Annotated in this window: 21 protein-coding genes; 6 read left to right on the forward strand and 15 right to left on the reverse strand. The window is 74.6% G+C overall.

Features of this window, described 5'->3' with window-relative positions:
- Positions 1 to 34 precede the first annotated feature (34 nt).
- Together groL and groES are read right to left on the reverse strand one after the other, a co-directional pair.
- Positions 35 to 1,675: a chaperonin GroEL gene (groL, locus tag A6V29_RS00960; protein WP_137158544.1), complete on the reverse strand. Its 1,641-nt coding sequence runs from the start codon at positions 1,673 to 1,675 to the stop codon at positions 35 to 37.
- A 95-nt stretch (positions 1,676 to 1,770) separates the two neighbouring features.
- The gene (gene groES, locus A6V29_RS00965) at positions 1,771 to 2,079 is read right to left on the reverse strand and encodes a co-chaperone GroES (protein WP_040338505.1); all 309 of its coding nucleotides are present in this window, start codon (positions 2,077 to 2,079) and stop codon (positions 1,771 to 1,773) included.
- A gap of 203 nt (positions 2,080 to 2,282) precedes the next feature.
- On the opposite strand from groES, the gene A6V29_RS00970 reads away from it, so the two are divergent.
- Together A6V29_RS00970 and A6V29_RS00975 are read left to right on the forward strand one after the other, a co-directional pair.
- On the forward strand, positions 2,283 to 3,515 hold the full coding sequence (locus tag A6V29_RS00970) for a class I SAM-dependent methyltransferase (RefSeq protein WP_249932905.1): 1,233 nt from the start codon (positions 2,283 to 2,285) through the stop codon (positions 3,513 to 3,515).
- A 41-nt stretch (positions 3,516 to 3,556) separates the two neighbouring features.
- Entirely contained in the window at positions 3,557 to 3,928 is a 372-nt protein-coding gene (locus A6V29_RS00975; RefSeq protein ID WP_137158599.1) for a hypothetical protein, read from the forward strand.
- Between the two features lie 65 nt (positions 3,929 to 3,993).
- Here the strand turns inward: A6V29_RS00975 and tsaD are convergent, their stop codons facing one another.
- Genes tsaD through tsaB form a run of 3 tightly spaced genes read right to left on the reverse strand, consistent with a single transcriptional unit; the run spans position 3,994 to position 6,103 of the window.
- Entirely contained in the window at positions 3,994 to 5,031 is a 1,038-nt protein-coding gene (tsaD, locus tag A6V29_RS00980) for a tRNA (adenosine(37)-N6)-threonylcarbamoyltransferase complex transferase subunit TsaD (RefSeq protein WP_137158546.1), read from the reverse strand.
- On the reverse strand, positions 5,028 to 5,456 hold the full coding sequence (gene rimI, locus A6V29_RS00985; RefSeq protein ID WP_137158547.1) for a ribosomal protein S18-alanine N-acetyltransferase: 429 nt from the start codon (positions 5,454 to 5,456) through the stop codon (positions 5,028 to 5,030). Before rimI ends, tsaD begins: the two co-directional genes overlap by 4 nt.
- A gap of 14 nt (positions 5,457 to 5,470) precedes the next feature.
- On the reverse strand, positions 5,471 to 6,103 hold the full coding sequence (tsaB, locus tag A6V29_RS00990; RefSeq protein ID WP_137158548.1) for a tRNA (adenosine(37)-N6)-threonylcarbamoyltransferase complex dimerization subunit type 1 TsaB: 633 nt from the start codon (positions 6,101 to 6,103) through the stop codon (positions 5,471 to 5,473).
- Between the two features lie 109 nt (positions 6,104 to 6,212).
- On the opposite strand from tsaB, the gene A6V29_RS00995 reads away from it, so the two are divergent.
- Both A6V29_RS00995 and A6V29_RS01000 read left to right on the forward strand, forming a co-directional pair.
- On the forward strand, positions 6,213 to 6,626 hold the full coding sequence (locus A6V29_RS00995; RefSeq protein ID WP_137158549.1) for a GtrA family protein: 414 nt from the start codon (positions 6,213 to 6,215) through the stop codon (positions 6,624 to 6,626).
- A 185-nt stretch (positions 6,627 to 6,811) separates the two neighbouring features.
- On the forward strand, positions 6,812 to 8,968 hold the full coding sequence (locus A6V29_RS01000; protein ID WP_137158550.1) for an acyltransferase family protein: 2,157 nt from the start codon (positions 6,812 to 6,814) through the stop codon (positions 8,966 to 8,968).
- A gap of 7 nt (positions 8,969 to 8,975) precedes the next feature.
- Here A6V29_RS01000 and tsaE read toward each other — a convergent pair whose 3' ends face one another.
- From tsaE to rplM, 10 genes are all read right to left on the reverse strand, one after another.
- Positions 8,976 to 9,422 carry a tRNA (adenosine(37)-N6)-threonylcarbamoyltransferase complex ATPase subunit type 1 TsaE gene (gene tsaE, locus A6V29_RS01005; RefSeq protein ID WP_137158551.1) on the reverse strand — a complete coding sequence of 149 codons (447 nt, stop codon included), beginning with the start codon at positions 9,420 to 9,422 and terminating at the stop codon, positions 8,976 to 8,978.
- Entirely contained in the window at positions 9,419 to 10,057 is a 639-nt protein-coding gene (locus A6V29_RS01010) for a uracil-DNA glycosylase (protein WP_137158552.1), read from the reverse strand. Before A6V29_RS01010 ends, tsaE begins: the two co-directional genes overlap by 4 nt.
- A 2-nt stretch (positions 10,058 to 10,059) precedes the next feature.
- Positions 10,060 to 11,169 (reverse strand): alpha/beta fold hydrolase, encoded by a 1,110-nt coding sequence (locus A6V29_RS01015; RefSeq protein ID WP_249932906.1) that lies wholly within the window; start codon positions 11,167 to 11,169, stop codon positions 10,060 to 10,062.
- Between the two features lie 67 nt (positions 11,170 to 11,236).
- Positions 11,237 to 12,385, reverse strand: a complete 1,149-nt coding sequence (gene alr / locus A6V29_RS01020) for an alanine racemase (protein WP_249932907.1) — start codon at positions 12,383 to 12,385, stop codon at positions 11,237 to 11,239.
- The gene (locus A6V29_RS01025; protein ID WP_137158554.1) at positions 12,382 to 13,866 is read right to left on the reverse strand and encodes an NAD(P)H-hydrate dehydratase; all 1,485 of its coding nucleotides are present in this window, start codon (positions 13,864 to 13,866) and stop codon (positions 12,382 to 12,384) included. Before A6V29_RS01025 ends, alr begins: the two co-directional genes overlap by 4 nt.
- Complete coding sequence (locus A6V29_RS01030) at positions 13,863 to 14,252, reverse strand: holo-ACP synthase (RefSeq protein ID WP_137158555.1); 390 nt, start codon at positions 14,250 to 14,252, stop codon at positions 13,863 to 13,865. Before A6V29_RS01030 ends, A6V29_RS01025 begins: the two co-directional genes overlap by 4 nt.
- A 152-nt stretch (positions 14,253 to 14,404) precedes the next feature.
- Entirely contained in the window at positions 14,405 to 16,282 is a 1,878-nt protein-coding gene (gene glmS / locus A6V29_RS01035) for a glutamine--fructose-6-phosphate transaminase (isomerizing) (RefSeq protein WP_137158556.1), read from the reverse strand.
- Positions 16,283 to 16,375: 93 nt separating this feature from the next.
- Positions 16,376 to 17,719: a phosphoglucosamine mutase gene (glmM, locus tag A6V29_RS01040; RefSeq protein WP_137158557.1), complete on the reverse strand. Its 1,344-nt coding sequence runs from the start codon at positions 17,717 to 17,719 to the stop codon at positions 16,376 to 16,378.
- A gap of 11 nt (positions 17,720 to 17,730) precedes the next feature.
- The gene (rpsI, locus tag A6V29_RS01045; protein ID WP_137158558.1) at positions 17,731 to 18,150 is read right to left on the reverse strand and encodes a 30S ribosomal protein S9; all 420 of its coding nucleotides are present in this window, start codon (positions 18,148 to 18,150) and stop codon (positions 17,731 to 17,733) included.
- Positions 18,147 to 18,590: a 50S ribosomal protein L13 gene (gene rplM / locus A6V29_RS01050; RefSeq protein WP_137158559.1), complete on the reverse strand. Its 444-nt coding sequence runs from the start codon at positions 18,588 to 18,590 to the stop codon at positions 18,147 to 18,149. Before rplM ends, rpsI begins: the two co-directional genes overlap by 4 nt.
- Before the next feature lie 240 nt (positions 18,591 to 18,830).
- Here rplM and A6V29_RS01055 point away from each other — a divergent pair, with 240 nt between their 5' ends.
- Complete coding sequence (locus tag A6V29_RS01055; RefSeq protein ID WP_212718913.1) at positions 18,831 to 19,766, forward strand: fumarylacetoacetate hydrolase family protein; 936 nt, start codon at positions 18,831 to 18,833, stop codon at positions 19,764 to 19,766.
- Positions 19,767 to 19,777: 11 nt separating this feature from the next.
- Complete coding sequence (locus A6V29_RS01060) at positions 19,778 to 20,710, forward strand: MBL fold metallo-hydrolase (RefSeq protein ID WP_137158561.1); 933 nt, start codon at positions 19,778 to 19,780, stop codon at positions 20,708 to 20,710.
- The last annotated feature ends 11 nt before the right edge of the window (positions 20,711 to 20,721 follow it).

A 20,721-nucleotide genomic window follows, 5' to 3' on the forward strand; every position in this document is an offset into this window, starting at 1 on the left:
CAGCCTCACAGTCACCTGATCCCAGCCGGGCGGCTCAGTGGCTGTGGCCGTGCCCGTGCGAGTGGCCGTGCGTGTGGTGCCCGCCGGCGTGCTCGTGCTCCTCCTCGGGGGCCTCCACGACCGCCGAGTCGGTGGTGAGCACCATCGCCGCGATCGAGACGGCGTTGCCCAGCGCGGCCTTGGTGACCTTGACCGGGTCGATGACGCCCTGCTTGGCCAGGTCGCCGTACTCACCGGTCGCGGCGTTGAAGCCCTGACCGCTCCCGGCCTCGCGGATCTTGCTGACGACGACGCGGCCCTCGAAGCCGGCGTTCTCGGCGATCTGCACGGCCGGGGCGTCCAGCGCGGTGCGGACGGCGCGCGCACCGGTCAGCTCGTCCCCGGACAGGTCCAGGGCGTCGATCGCCGTCGCCGCGTGCACCAGGGCCGAGCCGCCGCCGGCGATGACCCCCTCCTCGACCGCCGCGCGGGTGGCCGCGATGGCGTCCTCGATGCGGTGCTTGCGCTCCTTGAGCTCGACCTCGGTGGCCGCGCCGACGCGGATGACGCCGATGCCGCCGGCCAGCTTCGCGAGACGCTCCTGGAGCTTCTCGCGGTCCCAGTCGGAGTCGGTCGCGTCGATCTCGCGGCGGATCTGCGCCACGCGGTCGGAGATGGCCTCCGACGTGCCGCCGCCGTCGACGATCGTGGTGGCGTCCTTGGTGACGGTCACCCGCCGGGCGGTCCCGAGCACCTCGAGGCCGACGGACTCGAGCGACAGGCCGACGTCCTCGCTGACGACCTGGCCACCGGTGACGACGGCGAGGTCGGTCATGAACGCCTTCCGGCGGTCGCCGAAGTACGGCGACTTCACCGCGACGACCTTGATCGTCTTGCGGATGGAGTTGACGACGAGCGTGGACAGCGCCTCGCCCTCGACGTCCTCGGCGACGATGAGCAGCGGCCGCGCCCCGGAGCCGAGGACCTTCTCCAGCAGCGGGAGCAGGGTGGCCAGAGCGCTGATCTTGCCGCTGACCAGCAGCACGAGGGCGTCGTCCAGGACGGCCTCCATGGCCTCCTGGTCGGTGACGAAGTAGGGCGAGAGATAGCCCTTGTCGAACTGGACCCCCTCGGTCACGTCGAGGTCGGTCTCGAGGGTGTTGCTCTCCTCGACGGTGATGACGCCGTCGTTGCCGACCCGCTCCATGGCCTCGCCGATGAGCTCGCCGACGGTGGCGTCCTGGGCGGAGATGGTGGCGACGCCGGAGATGGCGGCGCGGTCCTCCACCGGGATGGCGGCGGCGTCGAGCGCGGCGTGGACCGCGTCGAGGGCGGCGCGCATGCCGCGGCCGAGGGCCATGGGGCTCGCGCCGGCGGCGACGTGCTTCATGCCCTCGTGCACCAGGGCCTGGGCCAGGACGGTGGCGGTGGTGGTGCCGTCGCCGGCGACGTCGTTGGTCTTGGTGGCGACGTTCTTCGCCAGCTGCGCACCGAGGTTCTCGTAGGGGTCCTCGAGATCGACCTCCCGGGCGATGGTGACGCCGTCGTTGGTGATCGTCGGTGCGCCGAACTTCTTGTCGAGGACGACGTTGCGGCCGCGGGGGCCGAGGGTCACGCGGACGGCGTCGGCGAGCTTGTCGACGCCGGTCTCGAGGGCCCGGCGGGCGTCCTCGTTGAACTTGATGATCTTGGCCATGGGCTTGTCCGATCAGTAAGGCAGGGCGAAAGACGACCGCCCCGGGACCCGGGATGCGGGCCGCCGGGGCGGTCGGAGTGCTTCGTGGAGAAGGGCTACTTCTCGACGACGGCGAGCAGGTCGCGGGCGGAGAGCACGAGGTACTCCTCGCCGCCGTACTTGACCTCGGTGCCGCCGTACTTGGAGTAGATGACGACGTCGCCCACGTTCACGTCGAGCGGAACGCGGTTGCCGTTGTCGTCGATGCGGCCGGGGCCGACGGCGACGACGGTGCCCTCCTGGGGCTTCTCCTTGGCGGTGTCCGGGATGACCAGACCGGAGGCGGTGGTGGTCTCGGCCTCGTTGGCCTGGACCACGACCCGGTCCTCCAGCGGCTTGATGCTGACCTTGGTAGCGGTCGTCACGTCGGTGACGCCCCCTTCGGTGTCGGACGGCAGGTGGCAGGTACTACTGGTGGTGCTGATGCTGTGGCACGGGATCCGGGCACCCGCCGTCGCGGGGGTCGGGTGCCAGCCCGTGTCGATTGGCACTCTACCTACGAGAGTGCCAACCACTCAACCGGGTCCCCGTGGTGGGTGACCGGCCGCCGATGGGCGACGCTGTTCCCGTGCACCCGTCCGAGGACCAGGCCGCCGACACGGTGCGGCAGCTGCGCGCCCTCGCGACATCCGAGGGCGCGGTCGCGCTGGCCCGGGCGGCGGAGCTGCTCGACGCGGGCAGCGATCCGGTCGCCGGGCTGACCCGGTTGCGCGCCGAGGTCGGCACCGACCTCGCGGGCCCCGCCTGGGGCATCGCCCGGCAGCGACGGAAGGCACGGTCGACCTTCGGGGCCGACGCCGACCGGCTGCTGTTCACCGCCGACACCCTCGAGCAGGCGGGCCGGCCTGAGCTCGCCGCCCGGCGCGCGGCCCGCCTGCTCGCCGGGGGCGCGGACTCCGTCGCCGACCTGGGCTGCGCGGCGGGCACCGACACGATCGCCCTCGCCCGCGCCGGGGCCCGGGTGCTCGCCGTCGACGTCGACCCGGTGGCCCGCGCGCTCACCGCGGCCAACGTGGCGGCCCTCGACCTGGCCGACGACGTCTGGGTGCTGCCCGGCGACGCCGTCGAGCTGGTGGCGGCCGCCCGGGGCGGCGAGATCGCGGGCTGTGCCGCCGCCGTCCTCGACCCCGCCCGTCGGGCCGACGGTCGACGCCTGCTCGACCCCGACACGTGGTCGCCGCCGTGGGCGACGGTCGTCGCGCTGCTGGAGAAGGTGCCGACGTCGGTGGTGAAGGTGGCGCCGGGGCTGGACCACGACCGCGTGCCCGCGGGCGTCGAGGCGGAGTGGGTGTCCGTCGGCGGCTCGATCGTCGAGGCGCTGCTCTGGGGCCCGGCGGTGGCGACGACGTGGCGGCGGGCGACCACCGTGCGGGACGGCGTCGTCTCCGAGCTCACCGCCGACGCCGACCCCGGTCGCGCCGCCGCCGGACCCGTCCGCGGGTGGCTGCACGAGCCCGACCCGGCGGTGATCCGCTCCGGCCTGGTCGCCCTCGTGGCCGAGGAGCTCGAGGCCACGCTGGTCGATCCGACGATCGCCTACCTGACCAGCGACCAGGCGGCCGACTCCCCCTGGGTCACCAGCTACCGGGTCGACGAGGTGCTGCCGTTCAACCTCAAGAAGCTCAAGGCACTGCTGCGCACCCGGGGCGTGGGCCGCGTGGTGGTCAAGAAACGCGGCTCGCCGATCGAGCCCGAGACCCTGTCCCGGCAGCTCCGCGGTGCGGGCAGCGGGACCGCGACGGTCGTCGTCACCCGCGTGGCCGGCGCCCCCACCGTGCTCGTCTGCGACGTCGTGGCGTGACGAGGCGCCGCCGGCGGTCCCGCTAGCGTGCGGACGTGATCATGGCCGTCGCGGTAGCGGGTGTCGTCGTCCTCGGGTGCCTGGCGGTCTTCCAGGCACTGCTCGTGGCCGGAGCCCCGCTGGGCAGGTTCGCCTGGGGCGGTGGCCACGTCGTGCTGCCGGTGATCCTGCGCATCGGCAGCGCCGCCTCCATCGGGCTCTACGCCTTCGTCGCGCTGCTCGTGCTCCAGGCAGCCGGCGCCGTGGACGTGTTCCCGGCCGGCGTCGTCGACATCGGCATCTGGGTGCTGACCGCGTACTTCGCGATCGGCGTCGCCATGAACGCCGTCTCGCGCAGCCGCGCGGAGCGGATGGTCATGACGCCGGTCGCCCTCGCCCTGGCCGTCATCTGCCTGGTGCTGGCCCTGCAGTGAGCTCCGACAGTCCTGGTGTGCGACGTGAGCCGGGGGGCCAAAAGCGCGCTTGTGGCCCTAGGGGGTCAGCGGGAGACGACGTCGACCGGCAGGGAGCTGTCCGCGCCGAGGTCCGGTGCCGACGGCGCGACGCCGGCGGCGACCAGCCGCGACCCGAGCGCGGCCACCATGGCGCCGTTGTCGGTGCACAGCTTCGGGCTCGGCACCCGCAGCACGATGCCGGCCGCGGCGCAGCGCTCCTCGGCCAGCGCCCGCAGCCGCGAGTTGGCCGCCACTCCCCCGCCGAGCACCAGGTGGTCGACGCCGTGGTCGCGGCACGCGCGCACGGCCTTGGCGGTGAGGACGTCGGCCACCGCCTCCTGGAACGAGGCGGCGACGTCGGCCACCGGCACCGGTTCCCCCGCCCGCTCGCGCGCCTCGATCCACCGGGCGACGGCGGTCTTCAGGCCGGAGAAGGAGAAGTCGTAGGGCGCATCGCGCGGGCCGGTGAGCCCGCGGGGGAAGGCGATCGCGTCCGGGTCGCCCTCGCGGGCGGCGCGGTCGATCGGCGGTCCACCCGGGAAGGGCATCCCCAGCACCCGCGCGACCTTGTCGAAGGCCTCACCCGCGGCGTCGTCGATGGTGCGGCCGAGCGGCTGCACGTCCTGGGCCAGGTCGGGCACGAGCAGCAGCGAGCTGTGCCCGCCCGAGACGAGCATCGCGATCGACGGCTCGGCCAGCGGGCCGTGCTGCAACTCGTCCACGGCCACGTGCGCGGCCAGGTGGTTGACCCCGTACAGCGGCTTGTCCAGCGCCAGCGCGTACGCCTTGGCGGCGGCGACGCCGACCAGCAGCGCGCCGGTCAGCCCCGGGCCGGAGGTGACCGCGACGGCGTCGACGTCGGAGGCCTGGATGCCGGCCTCGGCCAGCGCCCGGTGCACCGTCGGCACCATCGCCTCCAGGTGCGCCCGGGAGGCGATCTCGGGCACCACCCCGCCGAAGCGCTCGTGCTCCGCCATCGACGTGGCCAGCGCGTCGGCGAGCAGGGTGTGCCCGCGGACGATGCCGACGCCCGTCTCGTCGCACGAGGTCTCGAACCCCAGCACCAGCGGCTCCTGCGTCACCGCCGCTCCCTCCTCATGACCACGGCATCGGTGCCGCTCGGTTGGTAGTAGCCGCGCCGGCGGCCGATCTCGGCGAACCCGCGCCGCCGGTACAGCCCCTGCGCGAGCTCGTTGTCCGCCCGGACCTCGAGGAGCACCACCGGGCTGCGCCGCCGGTCGGCCTCGGCGAGCAGCGCGTCGAGCAGCTGCGCGCCGATCCGCTCGCCCTGGCGGGTGCCGGTGACGCCGATCGTGGCCACGTGCGCCTCGTCGTCGTAGGCGATGAGGCCGGCGTACCCGACCACCTGCCCGTCGTCGTCGGCCACGAGGTAGTGGCGGGTGTCGGTCTGCGCCAGCTCGTCGCGGTACATGGCCGCGGTCCAGGTGTCCGGCGCGAAGAGCTCCTCCTCGAGCGCCATCACCGCCGGCAGGTCGGTCGGCTGCATCGGGCGCAGCCGGATCACTGCGACACGGCCTTGATCGCCGCCGGTGGGGTGGCGTCCGGGCGGCGCAGGTACAGCGGCACGAGGGGCGCGGCCGACGACGGATCGGCCAGCTGGGGGGCGGCCGCGCGGAGCAGCCCCGCCGTCGTCACCTCCGCCGGCTCCACCTGGGCGTCCAGCCGGGCCGCGAAGGCGGGGTCCCCCACGAAGGGGCCGGGGCGGCCGAGCTCCTCCGGCCGGACGACTCCCGGCCCGTCCACGCGGGCCCCCCGGCCGTCGTAGGCGGCCCAGTAGACCTCCTTGCGGCGCGCGTCGGTGACCACGGTGCGGGCGCCGGAGCCGATCGCGTCCAGGGAGCACACCCCGACCACCGGCAGGCCGCGCGCGTCGGCCAGCGCGGCGGCCGTCACGATGCCGACCCGCAGCCCGGTGAACGGCCCCGGCCCCAGGCCGGTGACCATCGCCTGCACCTCGGCCAGCGCGAGCCCGGCGTCGGCCAGCACGGCCTCGATCGCCGGGGTGAGCAGCTCGGCGTGCCTGGTCCCGGACGGGACGGCGCGCTCGGCCAGGACGTCGACGCCGTCGGGCGACCAGCGGGCCACACCGGCGACCAGGGTCGGGGTGGCGGTGTCGAGCGCGAGGACGAGCACGAGAGGCCAGGGTAGTGCGCGGGAGCGGACGGGAGAGAATGCACGGGACGCCGGCAGGAGGCCGGAACCCGGACGAGGGTCGGGTACGGCTCACGGGGAGGACACGAGGGTGTCGGCGGACGGCGCGACGGGACCGGCGCGGCCGGGTCTGCGGACCCAGCTGGTCCGCTTCGTCCTGGTGGGCGGCTTCAGCGCCGTCGTCGACCTGACGGTGTACTCGCTCGGCCTGCACCTGGGGCTGGCCACCTACGTCGCCCGGGCGCTGAGCTTCGTCGTCGGCACGACCACCGCGTACGCGCTCAACCGGCGCTGGGCCTTCCAGGTGGACGGCGGTGCCCGGCGGGCCGGGGGGTTCGCGCTGCTCTACGGCACGACGTTCTTCCTGATCCTCGGCGTGAACGCCCTCGCGCTGGCGGTCCTCCCGGACTCCTCGTGGCGGGTCACCCTGGCGTGGGCGTTCTCGCAGGGGCTCGGCACGGCCTGGAACTTCGTCATGCTGCGGTTGGTCGTCTTCCGCTCCTGACGGCCGACATCGCGGTGCTCGACCACATCGGCCACCCCACGAGCAACGCACCGTCACATCAAGAGCACGCTGCGTCGATACGTAACGGTACGGTCCGGTAGCGCTCCCCCGCAGCTGCTCGGGGACGACCGATCCCGAGATTGCGAGCCATCGATGCCCGACGCAGCCAGCGGCGCGCAGCACCCGTGACCGTTCTCGACCCGACGGTCCGGTTCACCCCGACGACGGCGGTGCGCCCGGTCCCGCCACCGGTTCGCGCACCTCGACCTGCCGCGGAACACGCCACGGAACCGGCGGGGCCGGCGAGCCACTTCCGCGCGGACATCCAGGGGCTGCGCGCGATCGCTGTCGGCCTGGTCGTCCTCAACCACGTCACCGGCTGGCCCGGGGGCGGCTACGTGGGCGTCGACGTCTTCTTCGTCATCTCGGGCTTCCTCATCACCGGGTTACTCCTCCGGGAACGGGAGCGGTCGGGCCGGATCTCCTTCCGCGACTTCTACGTGCGCCGGGCCCGCCGCATCCTCCCGGCGGCGATCGTCGTCCTGGCCGTGACGAGCGTCGCCAGCCAGGTGCTGTTCCTCGGCGACCGCGCGAACAGGGTCGTGGAGGACAGTCTCTGGTCGCTGGCCTTCGCCGCCAACGTCGGCTTCGCCCTGCAGGGGACCGACTACTCCGACAGCAGCACCGCCCACTCACCGATGCAGCACTTCTGGTCGCTCTCGGTGGAGGAGCAGTTCTACGTCGCCTGGCCGCTGCTCATCCTCGCGGTGACGGCGCTCGTGGTGGGTCGGCGCCGCCGGGTCGCGCTGGGGGGCGCGATGCTCGCCGTCTGCACCGCATCGTTCGCCTGGTCGGTGCACGCCACCGCCGCGTCCCCCACCACCGCCTACTTCTCCACGTTCACCCGCGCCTGGGAGCTGGGGGTGGGCGCGCTGGTCGCGGTGTCCGCCGCGTCCCTGCACCGGCTCCCGGACGCCGTGCGCGCCGTCGCGGCGTGGGCCGGGCTGGGCGGCATCGTCGTGGCGGCGCTCGCCTACTCCTCGCAGACGCCCTTCCCCGGCGCCGCGGCGGCGCTACCCGTCCTGTCGGCCGCCGCGCTGGTGGCGTTCGGGAACGCCCCGGGCGGGCCCGGCCGTCCGTGGCTGCTCACCAGCCGGCCCATGCGCTTCGTCGGGGACGTCTCCTACTCGCTGTACCTGTGGCACTGGCCGGTCGTGGTGCTCCTCGGCGTCGTGATCAGCACGGGCACCTGGACGTTCGCCGCGACGGCGATCGCGCTGTCGGTGCTCCTCGCGGTCGCCTCCTACCTGCTGATCGAGCGCCCCCTGCTCACCGCGGGTTCCCGGCGGGCCGTGCCCGCCGGTGCGCAGCCGCGCGGGGCCGTCGTCGCGCACCGGGTGAGGAGTGCCGCAGCGCTGACGGTGATCGGCGCCGTGACCGCCGTCGCCTGCGTCGCGCTGCTCCCCGACCGCCGCCCGACCGGCGGTGCCCTCGGCGCGATGCCGGCAGCGGCCGATGCCTCTCTCGCCCCGCTCGCCGAGCAGATCCGGAACTCGCTCGAGGCCACCGAGTGGGGTCCGCTGCACCCCGCGCTCAGCGACCTGTCGACGGCGCGGGCGCCGGAGTGGGGCATCGACCTGTGCCTCGACGTCGACGGGAGCAACGTCGCGCGGTGCAGGTACGGGAGCCCGACCGCTCCACGACGCGTCGCCGTCCTCGGTGACTCGATCGCCCTCAGCTGGGTCCCCGGTCTGCGTGCCGCACTACCGGCGGACCAGTGGGCCGTCCAACTGCTGACCTGGCGCGAGTGCCCCAACATCACCGCCCCGACGCGGGGCATGAAGGAGCCGGTGCACACCTCGTGCATGGAGCACCGGGAGTGGGCGCTGGACCGGATCGCCGAGGATCCACCGGACCTGGTCGTGATGAGCAACAACTACGGCGCACCGCTGGTGGACCCCGTCGCCGACCCCTCCGCCGTGTGGCGAGCGGGCACGGAGGAGATCGTCGCCCGGGTGCACGCGACCGGCGCGAGGGCGCTCGTGCTCGCCGCGCCCCCGACCTCGGTGGCACTCGAGGAGTGCGCCACCGCGCTGAACTCTCCGGCCGACTGCGTCCTGCCCGTCCCGGACGCGTACGACCTGAGCGCCTCCGTCGAGCGTCGTGCCGCGGAGACGCAGGGCGCCACGTGGGTCGACACCAGGGACTGGTTCTGCTTCGAGGGCCGATGCCCCGCCGTCGTCGGGTCCACGCCGGTCTACATCGACCACATGCACCTGACGGCCGAGTACTCGCGCAGGCTGGCTCCGCAGCTCCTCCAGGCGCTGCTCGGCACGGCCTGACGGGGCGTCAGCCGATCCGCTCGTCCCAGCCGGGGCCGTGCGGCACGAGGACGACGGTGCGGATATCGTCGTCCCGGCGCTCGAGCCGCACCTCGAGGTGCTCGTCGGCGAGCTGCTCGACCAGACCCTGCCCCCACTCGACGACGGTCACCGAGTCGGCGACGGTGACGTCGAGATCCAGGTCGTCGACGTCGGCCATCCCGCCGAGCCGGTAGGCGTCGACGTGCACCAGCGGGAGCCGCCCTCCCTGGTGCACCCGGGCGATCACGAACGTCGGCGAGGTGACCGGCTCGCGCACGCCGAGCCCGCGGCCGATACCGCGGGTGAGCGCGGTCTTGCCGGCACCCAGCGGCCCGACGAGCACGACGAGGTCGCCGGGGCGGAACAGCGCCGCCAGCTGCTCGCCCAGCCGCTCGGTGTCCTCGACCGTCGGCAGCTCGTGCGCGGCCTTCACGTGTCCTCCTCCAGCGACCGGGCGACGGCGGTGAGGTCGGCGAGCAGCCCCGCCCGCGGTGCGCCGTTCGGTCCGAACCTGATCGCCGCCGACGGATGGTAGGTCGCCCAGACCGCTCGGCCGTCGACGTCGTGCGGGCGCCCGCGCGCGGCGGCGAGCACGGTCTTCGGTCCGAGGAACCACTTCGCCGACGAGAGCCCCAGCGCGACCACCACCCGGGCGTCCAGCAGCCTCAGCTGGCGGTGCAGCCATCCGCTGCAGCGAGCCACCTCCGGCGCCCGCGGCGTCCGGTTGGCCGGGGGCCGGCACTTCACGACGTTGAGCACCGCGGCCTGCACCCGGTCCAGCCCGGCCGCGGCGAGCAGCTCGTCGAGCAGCATCCCCGACTTCCCGACGAAGGGCCGGCCGGTCTCGTCCTCGCTCGCCCCCGGCGCCTCGCCGACCAGCACCAGCCGGGGCCGGCCGGCCGCCGGTACGTCGCCGACGACCACGTGCTGCCGGGTGGCCGCCAGCTCGGGGCAGGCGACGCAGCCGCTCGCGACCTCGGCCAGCCCCGGCCAGTCGGCGGCGGCCGCCGCGGCGCGCGCTACCTCCTCGGGCGGGGCATCCGGTCCGGGCGGCCGGGGTGCGGCCACCGTCAGCGCTCCGCCGACTGGGCGGCCGCGACGCGCCGCACCAGGCGGGCGAGGGCGTCGTCGACCACGTCGGGCTTCTCCAGCAACACCATGTGCCCGGCCTCGGGGACGACGACGAACTCGGCCTCCGGGAGCCGCTCGACGATCAGCTCGCTGTGCTCCTTGGGGATCATCCGGTCGGCGTCGCCGGTGAGCACCAGCGTGGGGATGCGGCGCAGCGGCGCCAGGGAGCCGGTCTCGTCGAGCCCGGCGAGCGCCGGGTAGAACTCCGCGATCACGTCGACCGGCGTCCCGGCGATCATCGCGTCGACGTAGTGCACCAGCGCAGGGTCGACGTCGGCCGAGGCGAACGACAGCGACCGGGTGAGGACCGAGACGAGGTCGGCGGCCACGCGCCGGGCGCCCTCGGCGAACGCGGGGCGGCGCCGCATCGTCCAGGCCGCGAGCGGCAGCGTCACCGCGCGCACCCGGGTGAGGAACTCGGGGAGCCCGAAGTTCAGGTCGGCCAGGTTTCCGCTGGAGGTGGACAGCAACGCCGCGCCGACGACGCGGCTGCCGAACAGCTCGGGGCGCAGTGCGGCCAGCCCCATGATCGTCATGCCGCCCATCGAGTGCCCGACCAGCACGACGGGGCCGTTGGGCACCCGCGCCTCGAGCACCGCGGCGAGGTCGCGGCCCAGCTGCTCGATGGTGGAGCGCTCGCTGCTGCCGCGCTCCGAGGCCCCGTGCCCGCGCTGGTCGTAGAAGACCAACCGGGCAGCCGGCCGGTGCCCGTTCGCGGTGGCCAGCTGCGCGCCCAGGGTGCGCCGTTGGAACGCCCAGGAGTGCAGCGACAACGTGTAGCCGTGCACGAAGACGATCGTCATCGGGGCGTCCTGGGGGCCGACCTCCTCGACGTGCAGCAGCACGCCGTCGTCGGTGCGCACCCGTGCGGTGCGGTCGGCGCGCAGCGCCCGCGTGCCGAGCGGATCGCTGGCGAGGAGCTCCGCGTCCGGGACCTCGGCGAGGTCGGCGGGCCGGGGACCGGCGACGTCCAGACGGCGGCGGGCCATCCGGGTGAGCGCGACCCCCGCCGCCGTGCCGGCAGCGGCCAGGCCGACGACGGCGCCCACGACGCCGACCCTCTGCGCGGTGGGGTGGGCACGCCGCGACTCCCCCGCCATCAGACCGACCCCACCATCACACCGACCCCGCCGAGCCGACGTAGCGCCGGACGAAGCGGCCACCGATCCGGGTGACCAGCTCGTAGTGGATGGTCTCCGCGACGTCGGCCCACTGCTGGGCGGTCGGTTCGCCCTCGTCGCCGGGGCCCCACAGGACCACCTCGTCGCCGGGCGCGACGTCGTCGTCACCGACGTCCAGCACGAACTGGTCCATGCACACCCGGCCCGCGATCGTGCGCTGCGCGCCCGCGGCCAGGACCGGCGCGCGGTTGCCCATCGCGCGGGGCACGCCGTCGGCGTACCCGACCGGCACCAGGGCCAGGGTGGTCTCGCGCTGCGCGGTGTAGGTGTGGCCGTAGGAGATCCCTGCGCCGGCGGGCACCCGCTTGGTGAGGGCGACCCGGGCGCGCACCGTCATCGCCGGCCGCAGGCCGTGGCGGGCCGGGTCCCCGCCCAGCGGGTCGAGGCCGTAGAGGGCGATGCCGGGGCGGACGAGGTCGTACCAGGTCTCGGGCAGGGCGAGGGTCGCCGCCGAGTTGGCCAGGTGCCGACGGGCGTCGGTGAGCCCGGCCCCGCGGGCGAGCTCCACCGCCTCCTCGAAGACCCGCACCTGCGCACCGATCGTGGGGTGGGTCGGGGCGTCGGCGTAGGCCATGTGGCTCCACAGCCCGACGACGGCGATGTCCCCGTCGGCCTGCGCGCGCGCCGCGGCCGCGACGAGGTCCGGCCACTCCCCCGGCGGAGCGCCCTCCCGGGAGAGCCCGGTGTCGACGGCCAGGTGCACGCGGGCCGTCCGGCCACCGGCGCGCGCCGCGGCGAGGACCTCGGCCAGCCCCCACCGGGCGTTGACCGACAGCTCGACGTCCGCGGCCAGGGCGGCGGCGACGTCGGCGCCCGGCCCGTTGAGCCAGGCGAGGACCGGTGCGGTGATGCCGGCCGACCGCAGGGCCAGGGCCTCCTCGATGACGGCGACACCGAGGCTGTCGGCGCCACCGGCGAGCACGGCGCGGGCGGCAGGCACCAGACCGTGCCCGTAGCCGTCGGCCTTCACGACCGCCATCAGCGGCCGCCCCACCCGCCCGCGCAGCACCGCGGTGTTCGCGGCGATCGCGTCGAGGTCGACCACCACCTCGGCGCGGGCGGCGCCCGGAATCGCGTTCGTCACCCGGCCGAGTCTTCCAGCCCGGAGCCCGCGCGCCCCTGCACGCGGCCGATCGCCTCGGGCAGGTGCCGGATCAGGTCACCGGCCACCAGCGGCCCGCGCCGCGCGGCGAGCTGCCCGGCGCGCCCGTGCAGATGGGCGGCGACGGCGGCCGCCACCGCCGTGTCCAGGCCCGTCGTCCCCTGGGTGGCGAGCACCGCACCGGCGATCCCGCTGAGCACGTCACCGGTGCCCGCCGTGGCCAGCCACGGCGTCCCCGTGGCGTTGACGTAGGCCGTCCCGCCGGGATCCGCGACGACGGTGGCGTCGCCCTTGAGCAGGACGACCGCGCCGAGGTCGGCGGCCAGCCGGCGGGCGGCGCCGATGCGGTCGGGGCCGACCGGCTCGCCGAACCGCTCGAACTCGCGGTCGTGCGGGGTCAGCACCGTGGGCGCCGCGCGGCGGCGCACCAGCTCGGGCTCGGCGGCCAGCAGCGTGAGGGCGTCCGCGTCGACGAGCACCGGCAGATCGGTGGCGAGCACCTGCACCAGGGCATCCCGGGCCGCGTCGTCGGTGCCCGCCCCGGGGCCGATCACCCACGCCTGCACGCGCCCCGCCTCGGCCGGCGCGCCGTCGGTGACGATCGCCTCGGGCCAGGCGGCGCGCACCCCCTCGGCGGCACTGCCGGCGTAGCGGACCAGGCCCGGCCGGGTGCGCAGCGCGGCGCCGGTGCACAGCACCCCGGCGCCGGGATAGGTGGCCGATCCGGCGACGACCCCGACGACCCCCTGCGAGTACTTGTCGTCGCCCGCCGACGGCGGCTCGAGGCGGGCGGCGACGTCGGGGTCGGTGAGCTGCCACGCCGTGGCGGGCGGCAGGTGTGGGCCGAGCCCGATGTCGACCAGGTGGACCCGGCCCGCGTGGCTCCTGCCCTCGCCGACCACCAGGCCGCGCTTGACCGCCCCGAACGTCACCGTGTGCATCGCGGGGAAGGCCACTCCGTCGACCGCGCCGGTCGAGGCGTCGATGCCGCTGGGCACGTCGACGGCCACGGTGATGCCGGCGCCGTCCGCGGCGGCCCAGGTCAGCTCGACGGCCTCGCGGCGCAGCCCACCGCGCCCGCCGATGCCGAGCATCCCGTCGAGCACGAGCTCGGCCCGGCCGACGACGCGCTCCACCTCGCGCTCGGCTGCGGGCAGCGCGCGTCCACCCGCACGCCGGAGCGCCGCCAGCCCCGCGGGATGCGCCCTGTCGGGGTCCAGGAGCACCGCGGTGACCCGCGCCCCGCGGGCGGCCAGGGCGGCGCCGGCGAAGAGGGCGTCCCCGCCGTTGTTGCCGGTGCCGACCAGCAGGGCGACCCGGCGTCCGTAGACCCGGCCGAGCAGCCGCACGCAGAGGCCGGCCAGCCCCGCGGCGGCGCGGTGCATGAGCGTGCCGTCGGGGGTGGCGGCCAGCAGCGGCGCCTCGGCAGCTCGCACCTCGTCGGCCGTGTAGAGCCCGATCATCCGGCGCCCCCGCGGGGCACGCCCTCCGCGATCACCACGGCCGACGCGATGCCGCCGTCGTGGCTGAGCGAGACGTGCCAGCTCTGCACCCCGAGCTGGGCGGCGCGGCCGGCGACGCTGCCGCGCACCTCCAGGTGGGGTCTGCCGTGCTCGCCGACGATCACCTCGGCGTCGTGCCAGCGCAGGTCGCCCGGCGCGCCGAGGGCCTTGGCCAGCGCCTCCTTGGCGGCGAACCGGGCAGCCAGCGACTCCCCGGTGCGCGGGTTGCCGGAAGGGGTGACCTGCTCGGCCGGCGTGAACAGCCGGTCCCGCAGTCCCGGTGTGCGGACGAGCGTCGCGGCGAACCGCTCGACGGGCACGACGTCGATCCCGACCCCGATGATCACGCGCTCAGTGTGCCGCGCCGCCGTCGGCAGCGCTCCGGCGACGTCGGCACTACGAGTGAAGGCCCCTTCCTACCTCGCCGTCCAGGGACCTCCCTCCCGGTCCACCACGAGGGAGGACCCGTGATGATCAGGTTCCCTGATCATCACGGGGGTCACTCGACGGTGACGGACTTCGCCAGGTTGCGGGGCTGGTCGACGTCCAGACCGCGGGAGTCGGCGATCTCGCACGCCAGCACCTGCAGCGGCACCGTGGTCACCACCGGCGCGAGCAGCGTCGGCGTCCGCGGCACCCGGATGAGGTGGTCGGCGTAGGGCACGACGTCGTCGTCGCCCTCCTCCGCGATCACGATGGTGCGGGCGCCCCGGGCGCGGACCTCCTGGATGTTGGAGACGACCTTGCCGTGCACGGACTCGCGGCTGCGCGGCGACGGGACGACGACGACCACCGGCGTGCCCTGGTCGATGACCGCGATGGGGCCGTGCTTGAGCTCCCCGGCGGCGAAGCCCTCGGCGTGGATGTAGGCCAGCTCCTTGAGCTTCAGCGCACCCTCGAGCGCGACCGGGAACCCGACGTGCCGGCCGAGGAACAGCATCCGGTCCTCGCCCGCCAGCGACCGCGCCAGCCCGCGCACCGGCTCCATCTCGGCCAGCACGCTGGCGACGGCGTCGGGCAGCGCGCGCAGGTCGTCGACGACCGCGGCCACCTCGTCCTCGAACTTCATCCCGCGCACCTGCGCGAGGAACAGCCCGACGAGGTAGCAGGCCACGACCTGGGTGAGGAAGCCCTTGGTCGAGGCGACGGCGATCTCGGGTCCGGCGTAGGTGTAGAGGACGGCGTCGGACTCGCGGGGGATCGTCGAGCCGTTCGCGTTGCAGATCGCCAGCACCCGGGCCTTCTGGTCCTTGGCGTGCCGCAGCGCCATGAGCGTGTCCATCGTCTCGCCGGACTGGCTGATGACGATGACCAGCGTGGAGCGGTCCAGGACCGGGTCGCGGTAGCGGAACTCGCTGGCCACCTCGACCTCGACGGGGATGCGGGTCCAGTGCTCGATGGCGTACTTGGCGATGAGCCCCGCGTGGTAGGCGGTGCCGCACGCGACGACGAAGATCTTGTCGACGTCGCGCAGCTCCTGGTCCGACAGCCGCACCTCGTCGAGGGCGAGCTCCCCGTTCGGGCCCAGCCGCCCCAGGAGCGTGTCGGCGATCGCCTGCGGCTGCTCGGCGATCTCCTTGAGCATGAACCAGTCGTAACCGCCCTTCTCGGCGGCGGCGGCGTCCCAGTCGACGGTGTAGGCGGTGGGCTCGACCGGGGCGCCGTGGAAGTCGGTGACCGTCACGCCGCGCGCCCGGTCGATCTCGACGACCTGGTCCTGGCCCAGCTCGAGGGCGTTGCGGGTGTGGCCGATGAAGGCGGCGACGTCGGAGCCCAGGAAGTACTCGGCGGCGCCGTCGTCGGTCTCGCCGATGCCGACGACCAGCGGGCTGCTGCGGCGGGCGGCCACGAGCGTGTCGGGCGCGTCGACGTGCGTGGCGACGAGGGTGAAGGCGCCCTCGAGGCGGCGGCAGACCGCGCGCATCGCGTCGGCCAGCCGCGTCTCCCCCTCCGGCGCCTCCCGGTAGGCGGCGGCCAGCAGGTGGGCGGCCACCTCGGTGTCGGTCTCGGAGGCGAACTCGATCCCGGTGGCCTCGCACTCGGCGCGCAGCGGGGCGAAGTTCTCGATGATCCCGTTGTGGATCACCGCGACGCTGCCGTCGGCGGAGACGTGCGGGTGGGCGTTGGCGTCACTCGGACCGCCGTGCGTGGCCCAGCGCGTGTGCCCGATCCCCGTGGTCGCCGCCGGGAGGGGCCGGTCGGCGAGCACCTTCTCCAGGTTGGCCAGCTTGCCGGCCTTCTTCGCCGTCGACAGGGCGCCGTCGGCCAGCACCGCGATGCCCGCGGAGTCGTAGCCGCGGTACTCCAGTCGGCGCAGCCCCTCGAGGACGACGTCCCGGGCGTCCTGCGGACCGACATAACCCACGATTCCGCACATTCGTCCGAGAGTACCGGCGTCGGCGGGCCCGGCGGGCCGGACGCCCGGGACCGGACACCCGTCGGAGGCAGGGGCCGAACCGGCCCGTGAGGGCTACTCCACGCGGGCGACGACGCCGGCCAGCCGCTCGGCCACCGCCTCGGCCTGGTCCTTCGTGGGCGCCTCGACCATGACGCGCACCAGCTGCTCGGTGCCCGACGGGCGCAGCAGCACCCGCCCGTCCTCGCCGAGCTCCGCCTCGACCGCGTTGACCGCCTCGGCGACCTCGGTGCTCTCCGCCACGGCGATGCGATCGGCGACCGGCACGTTGACGAGCACCTGCGGCAGCTTCTGCACGACCGCGGCCAGCTCGGCCAGCGGGGCGCCCGTGGCGGCCATCCGCGACATCAGCGCCAGGCCGGTGAGCAGGCCGTCGCCGGTCGTGGCGCGGTCGAGGAAGACCAGGTGCCCGCTCTGCTCGCCGCCCAGGCTCAGCCCGCGGGCGCGCAGCGCCTCGAGCACGTAGCGGTCGCCCACGGCGGTGGTGTGGACGGCGATGCCGGCGTCGCGCATCGCGTGGTGGAAGCCGAGGTTGCTCATCACCGTCGCGACGACGGTCGCGTCGGTGAGCGCCCCCCGCTCGTGCATCGCCAGCGCGCAGATCGCGAGGATTGCGTCACCGTCGACGACGTCGCCCTCGGCCGTCACGGCCAGGCAGCGGTCGGCGTCGCCGTCGTGGGCCAGGCCCAGGTCGGCGCCCCGGGCCCGCACCTCCGCGATCAGCGGCTCGAGATGCGTGGAGCCGATGCCGTCGTTGATGTTCCAGCCGTCGGGGGCGCAGCCGATGGCGTGCACTGTCGCGCCGGCCCGCCGGTAGACCTCCGGCGCGATCTCGGCGGCCGCGCCGTGCGCGCCGTCGACCACGAGGGTCAGCCCGTCCAGCGGGTGCTCCACCGAGTCCAGCAGGTGCGCGACGTAGTCGTCGGCCGCTGCTGGCAGGTCGCGCACCCGGCCGATCCCCGCGCCGGTGGGCCGGTGGTCGGCGGCGGGACCGGCCGCCATCGACTCCTCGATGGCCGCCTCGACGGCGTCGGGCAGCTTGTGCCCGCCCCGGCTGAACAGCTTGATGCCGTTGTCCGGCATCGGGTTGTGGCTGGCCGAGATCATGACGCCGAGGTCGGCGCCGGTCGAGCCGGCGAGGTGCGCGAGGGCCGGCGTGGGGACGACGCCCGCGCGCAGCACCTCCGCGCCGGCGCTGGCCAGGCCCGCCACGACCGCGGCCTCGAGCATCTCCCCGCTGGCGCGCGGGTCACGGCCGACGACCGCGACGGGACGCGAGGTCCCGTCGCGGTCGGCGAGCACGCCCGCGGCCGCGTGGGCCAGCGAGAGCGCGAGCTCCGGCGTGAGGTCGGCGTTGGCCAGACCCCTGACGCCGTCGGTCCCGAAGAGGCGACCCACGGAGGTGCCGGTCAGCGCTTGGAGTACTGAGGCGCCTTGCGGGCCTTCTTCAGCCCGTACTTCTTGCGCTCGGTGACGCGGGCGTCACGGGTGAGGAAGCCGGCCTTCTTCAGCGTCGGGCGGTCCTCGGCCTCGATCTCGACCAGCGCGCGGGCGATCGCCAGGCGCAGCGCGCCGGCCTGGCCGGTGACGCCGCCGCCCTTGAGCAGGCCGACGACGTCGTACTGCTCGCCCTTCTCGAGCATGACGAGCGGCTCGCGGATGAGCTGCTGGTGCACCTTGTTCGGGAAGTAGTCCTCGAGGGTGCGGCCGTTGAGCTTGAACTGTCCGGTGCCGGGCAGGAGCCGCACGCGGACGATGGCCTCCTTGCGGCGACCGACGGTCTGGATCGGACGCCCGTCGGCGTCGGTCACGGTCTGCGCGCTGGTCACTGGGCCACCTGCTTGATCTCGAAGGTCTGGGGCTGCTGCGCAGCGTGGGGGTGCTCCGGTCCGGCGTAGACCTTGAGCTTCTTGAGCATCTGACGGCCCAGGCTGTTGTGCGGCAGCATCCCCTTGACGGCGCGCTCGATGACGCGGTCGGGGTGCGTGCGCAGCTGGTCGCCGACGTTGATGGTCTTCAGCCCACCCGGGTGACCGGAGTGGCGGTAGGCCACCTTGTCGTCCCGCTTCGACCCGGTCAGCGCGACCTTGCCGGCGTTGACGATGACGACGAAGTCGCCGACGTCCACGTGCGGGGCGTACTGGGGCTTGTGCTTGCCGCGCAGGAGCTGCGCGGTCTGGCTGGCCAGTCGACCGAGCACCACATCGGTGGCGTCGATGACGAGCCAGGCCCGGTCGACCTGACCGGGCTTAGGGGTGTACGTGCGCACGGCGCTCGTGTCCTCCGTCGTCGTCGGGATGGCTGGTGGTTCGCCTCACCGAGCACGGGAGACGGATCTGCACGCGCGGCACCAGCCGGCACACGCGCCAACAGGGCACCTTACCAGCCGCCGGCGCGCCTCTTCCGGGCGGAACGAGGACCGCCCGCCGACGTTGACAGCCTGCCGCCGCGACGATGCGATGAGCGCTCCGACCCCGGGACGAGAGGCGGGCAGGACATCGTGCGGTGGGTGACGTACCTGTCGGCAACCGACGGAGCCGAGCGGGTCGGCCTGGTCGACGGCGAGGAGATCCGGGGACTGCGCCGGCCGGGCCGGCTGGTCGACCTCCTCGGTGACGACGGCGAGCGGCTGGCCCGCGCCGCCGAGGACGCCCGGCGGGACCCGCTCGAGGTCCTCCCCCTGTCCTCCGCGACCCTGCGGGCGCCGGTTCCCGTGCCGCCGTCGATCCGCGACTTCATGGCGTTCGAGGCGCACGTCCGCAACGCCCGCGGCGGGAGCGAGCTGGACCCGGCGTTCTACGACGCCCCGGTCTTCTACTTCACCAACCCGGCCGCGGTGCTCGGTCCGCACGACGACGTCCCGGTGTCCCCCGGCTCGGTGGCCTTCGACTACGAGCTGGAGCTGGGGGCGGTGGTCGGCCGCGCCGGAGCCGACCTCGATCCCGCCGAGGCCGAGCAGCACATCGCCGGCTACCTCGTCTTCTGCGACTGGAGCGCCCGCGACCTCCAGCGCGCCGAGATGCGCCACGGGCTCGGCCCCGCCAAGGGCAAGGACGGCGCCACCACGCTGGGGCCGGTGCTCGTCACCCCCGACGAGCTCGCCCCGTACCGGCGCGGCAAGGGATTCGAGTTGCGGGCCTCCGTGACGGTGAACGGCCGGCCGTTCACGACGTCGAGCGCCGAGGACCCGCTCTGGTCGTTCGGCGAGATGCTGGCCTACGCCTCGCGCGGCACCCGGCTGGTCCCGGGCGACGTCGTCGGCAGCGGCACGGTCGGGACGGGCTGCATCCTCGAGCTGTCGACGCTGCACGGCGCGGAGGCCTATCCGTGGCTGCGGCCCGGCGACGAGGTGCACGTCTCCGTCGAGGTGCTCGGGGACCTCCGGGTGACCGTGGTCGAGGGTGCCCCGGTACGGCCGCTGCCCCGCGCCGCCGGGCGGGGCTGAGAGGAACCGACGTGTCCGGACACGGCATCGACGCGGCGTTGCCCGATCCGCGGGTGGAGGAGGTGGCCGACGGCACGTTCGCCTACATCCAGCCCGACGGCAGCTGGTGGATCAACAACACCGGCTTCGTCGTCGGGAGCTCCCGCGTGTTCGCCATCGACGCCTGCTCCACGGAGCGGCGCACCCGCGGCCTGCTGGCGGCGATGCGGCGGGTGACCGACGCCCCTGTGCGCACCCTGCTCAACACCCACCACCACGGCGACCACACCTTCGGCAACGGGTACTTCCCCGAGGCGACGATCCTCGGCCACGAGGAGACCCGCCGGCTGGTGCTCGGCCAGCAGCCACCGCCCGACGGGGTCGTGTTCGAGCCCGTCCAGTGGGGCGAGCTGCCACCCGCCGCACCGTTCGTCACCTACCGCGACGGGGTCGACGTGTGGGTCGACGACCGCCGCGTCGAGGTCCGCCACGTCGGCACGGCCGCGCACACCACGAACGACTCGATCGCCTGGTTGCCGGAGCAGCGGGTGCTGTTCACCGGCGACCTCGTGTTCAACGGCGGCACCCCGTTCCTGCTGGCCGGCTCGATCGCCGGGGCGCTGGACGCCCTCGACCGGCTCCGGGCGCTGTCGCCGGAGGTCGTCGTCCCCGGTCACGGAGCCGTGTGCGGACCGGAGATCTTCGACCGGACCGAGGGCTACCTGCGGTTCGTCCAGCGCACCGCGGAGCAGGCGCGGGCCGCCGGACTCTCCGCGCTGGACGCCGCCCGGGAGACCGATCTGGGCGAGTACGCCGAGTGGCTGGACCCGGAGCGGATCGTCGGGAACCTGCACCGCGCCCTGCTGGAGGCCGACGGCGGCGAGCGCGGCGCGGACCTCGACGTGCTCGGGGCGCTGCGTGACATGGTCACCTACAACGGCGGCCCGCTGCGCTGCTACGCCTGACCGAGAGCGAG

Source organism: Blastococcus sp. CCUG 61487, from assembly GCF_005222955.1.
GTDB lineage: Bacteria > Actinomycetota > Actinomycetes > Mycobacteriales > Geodermatophilaceae > Blastococcus.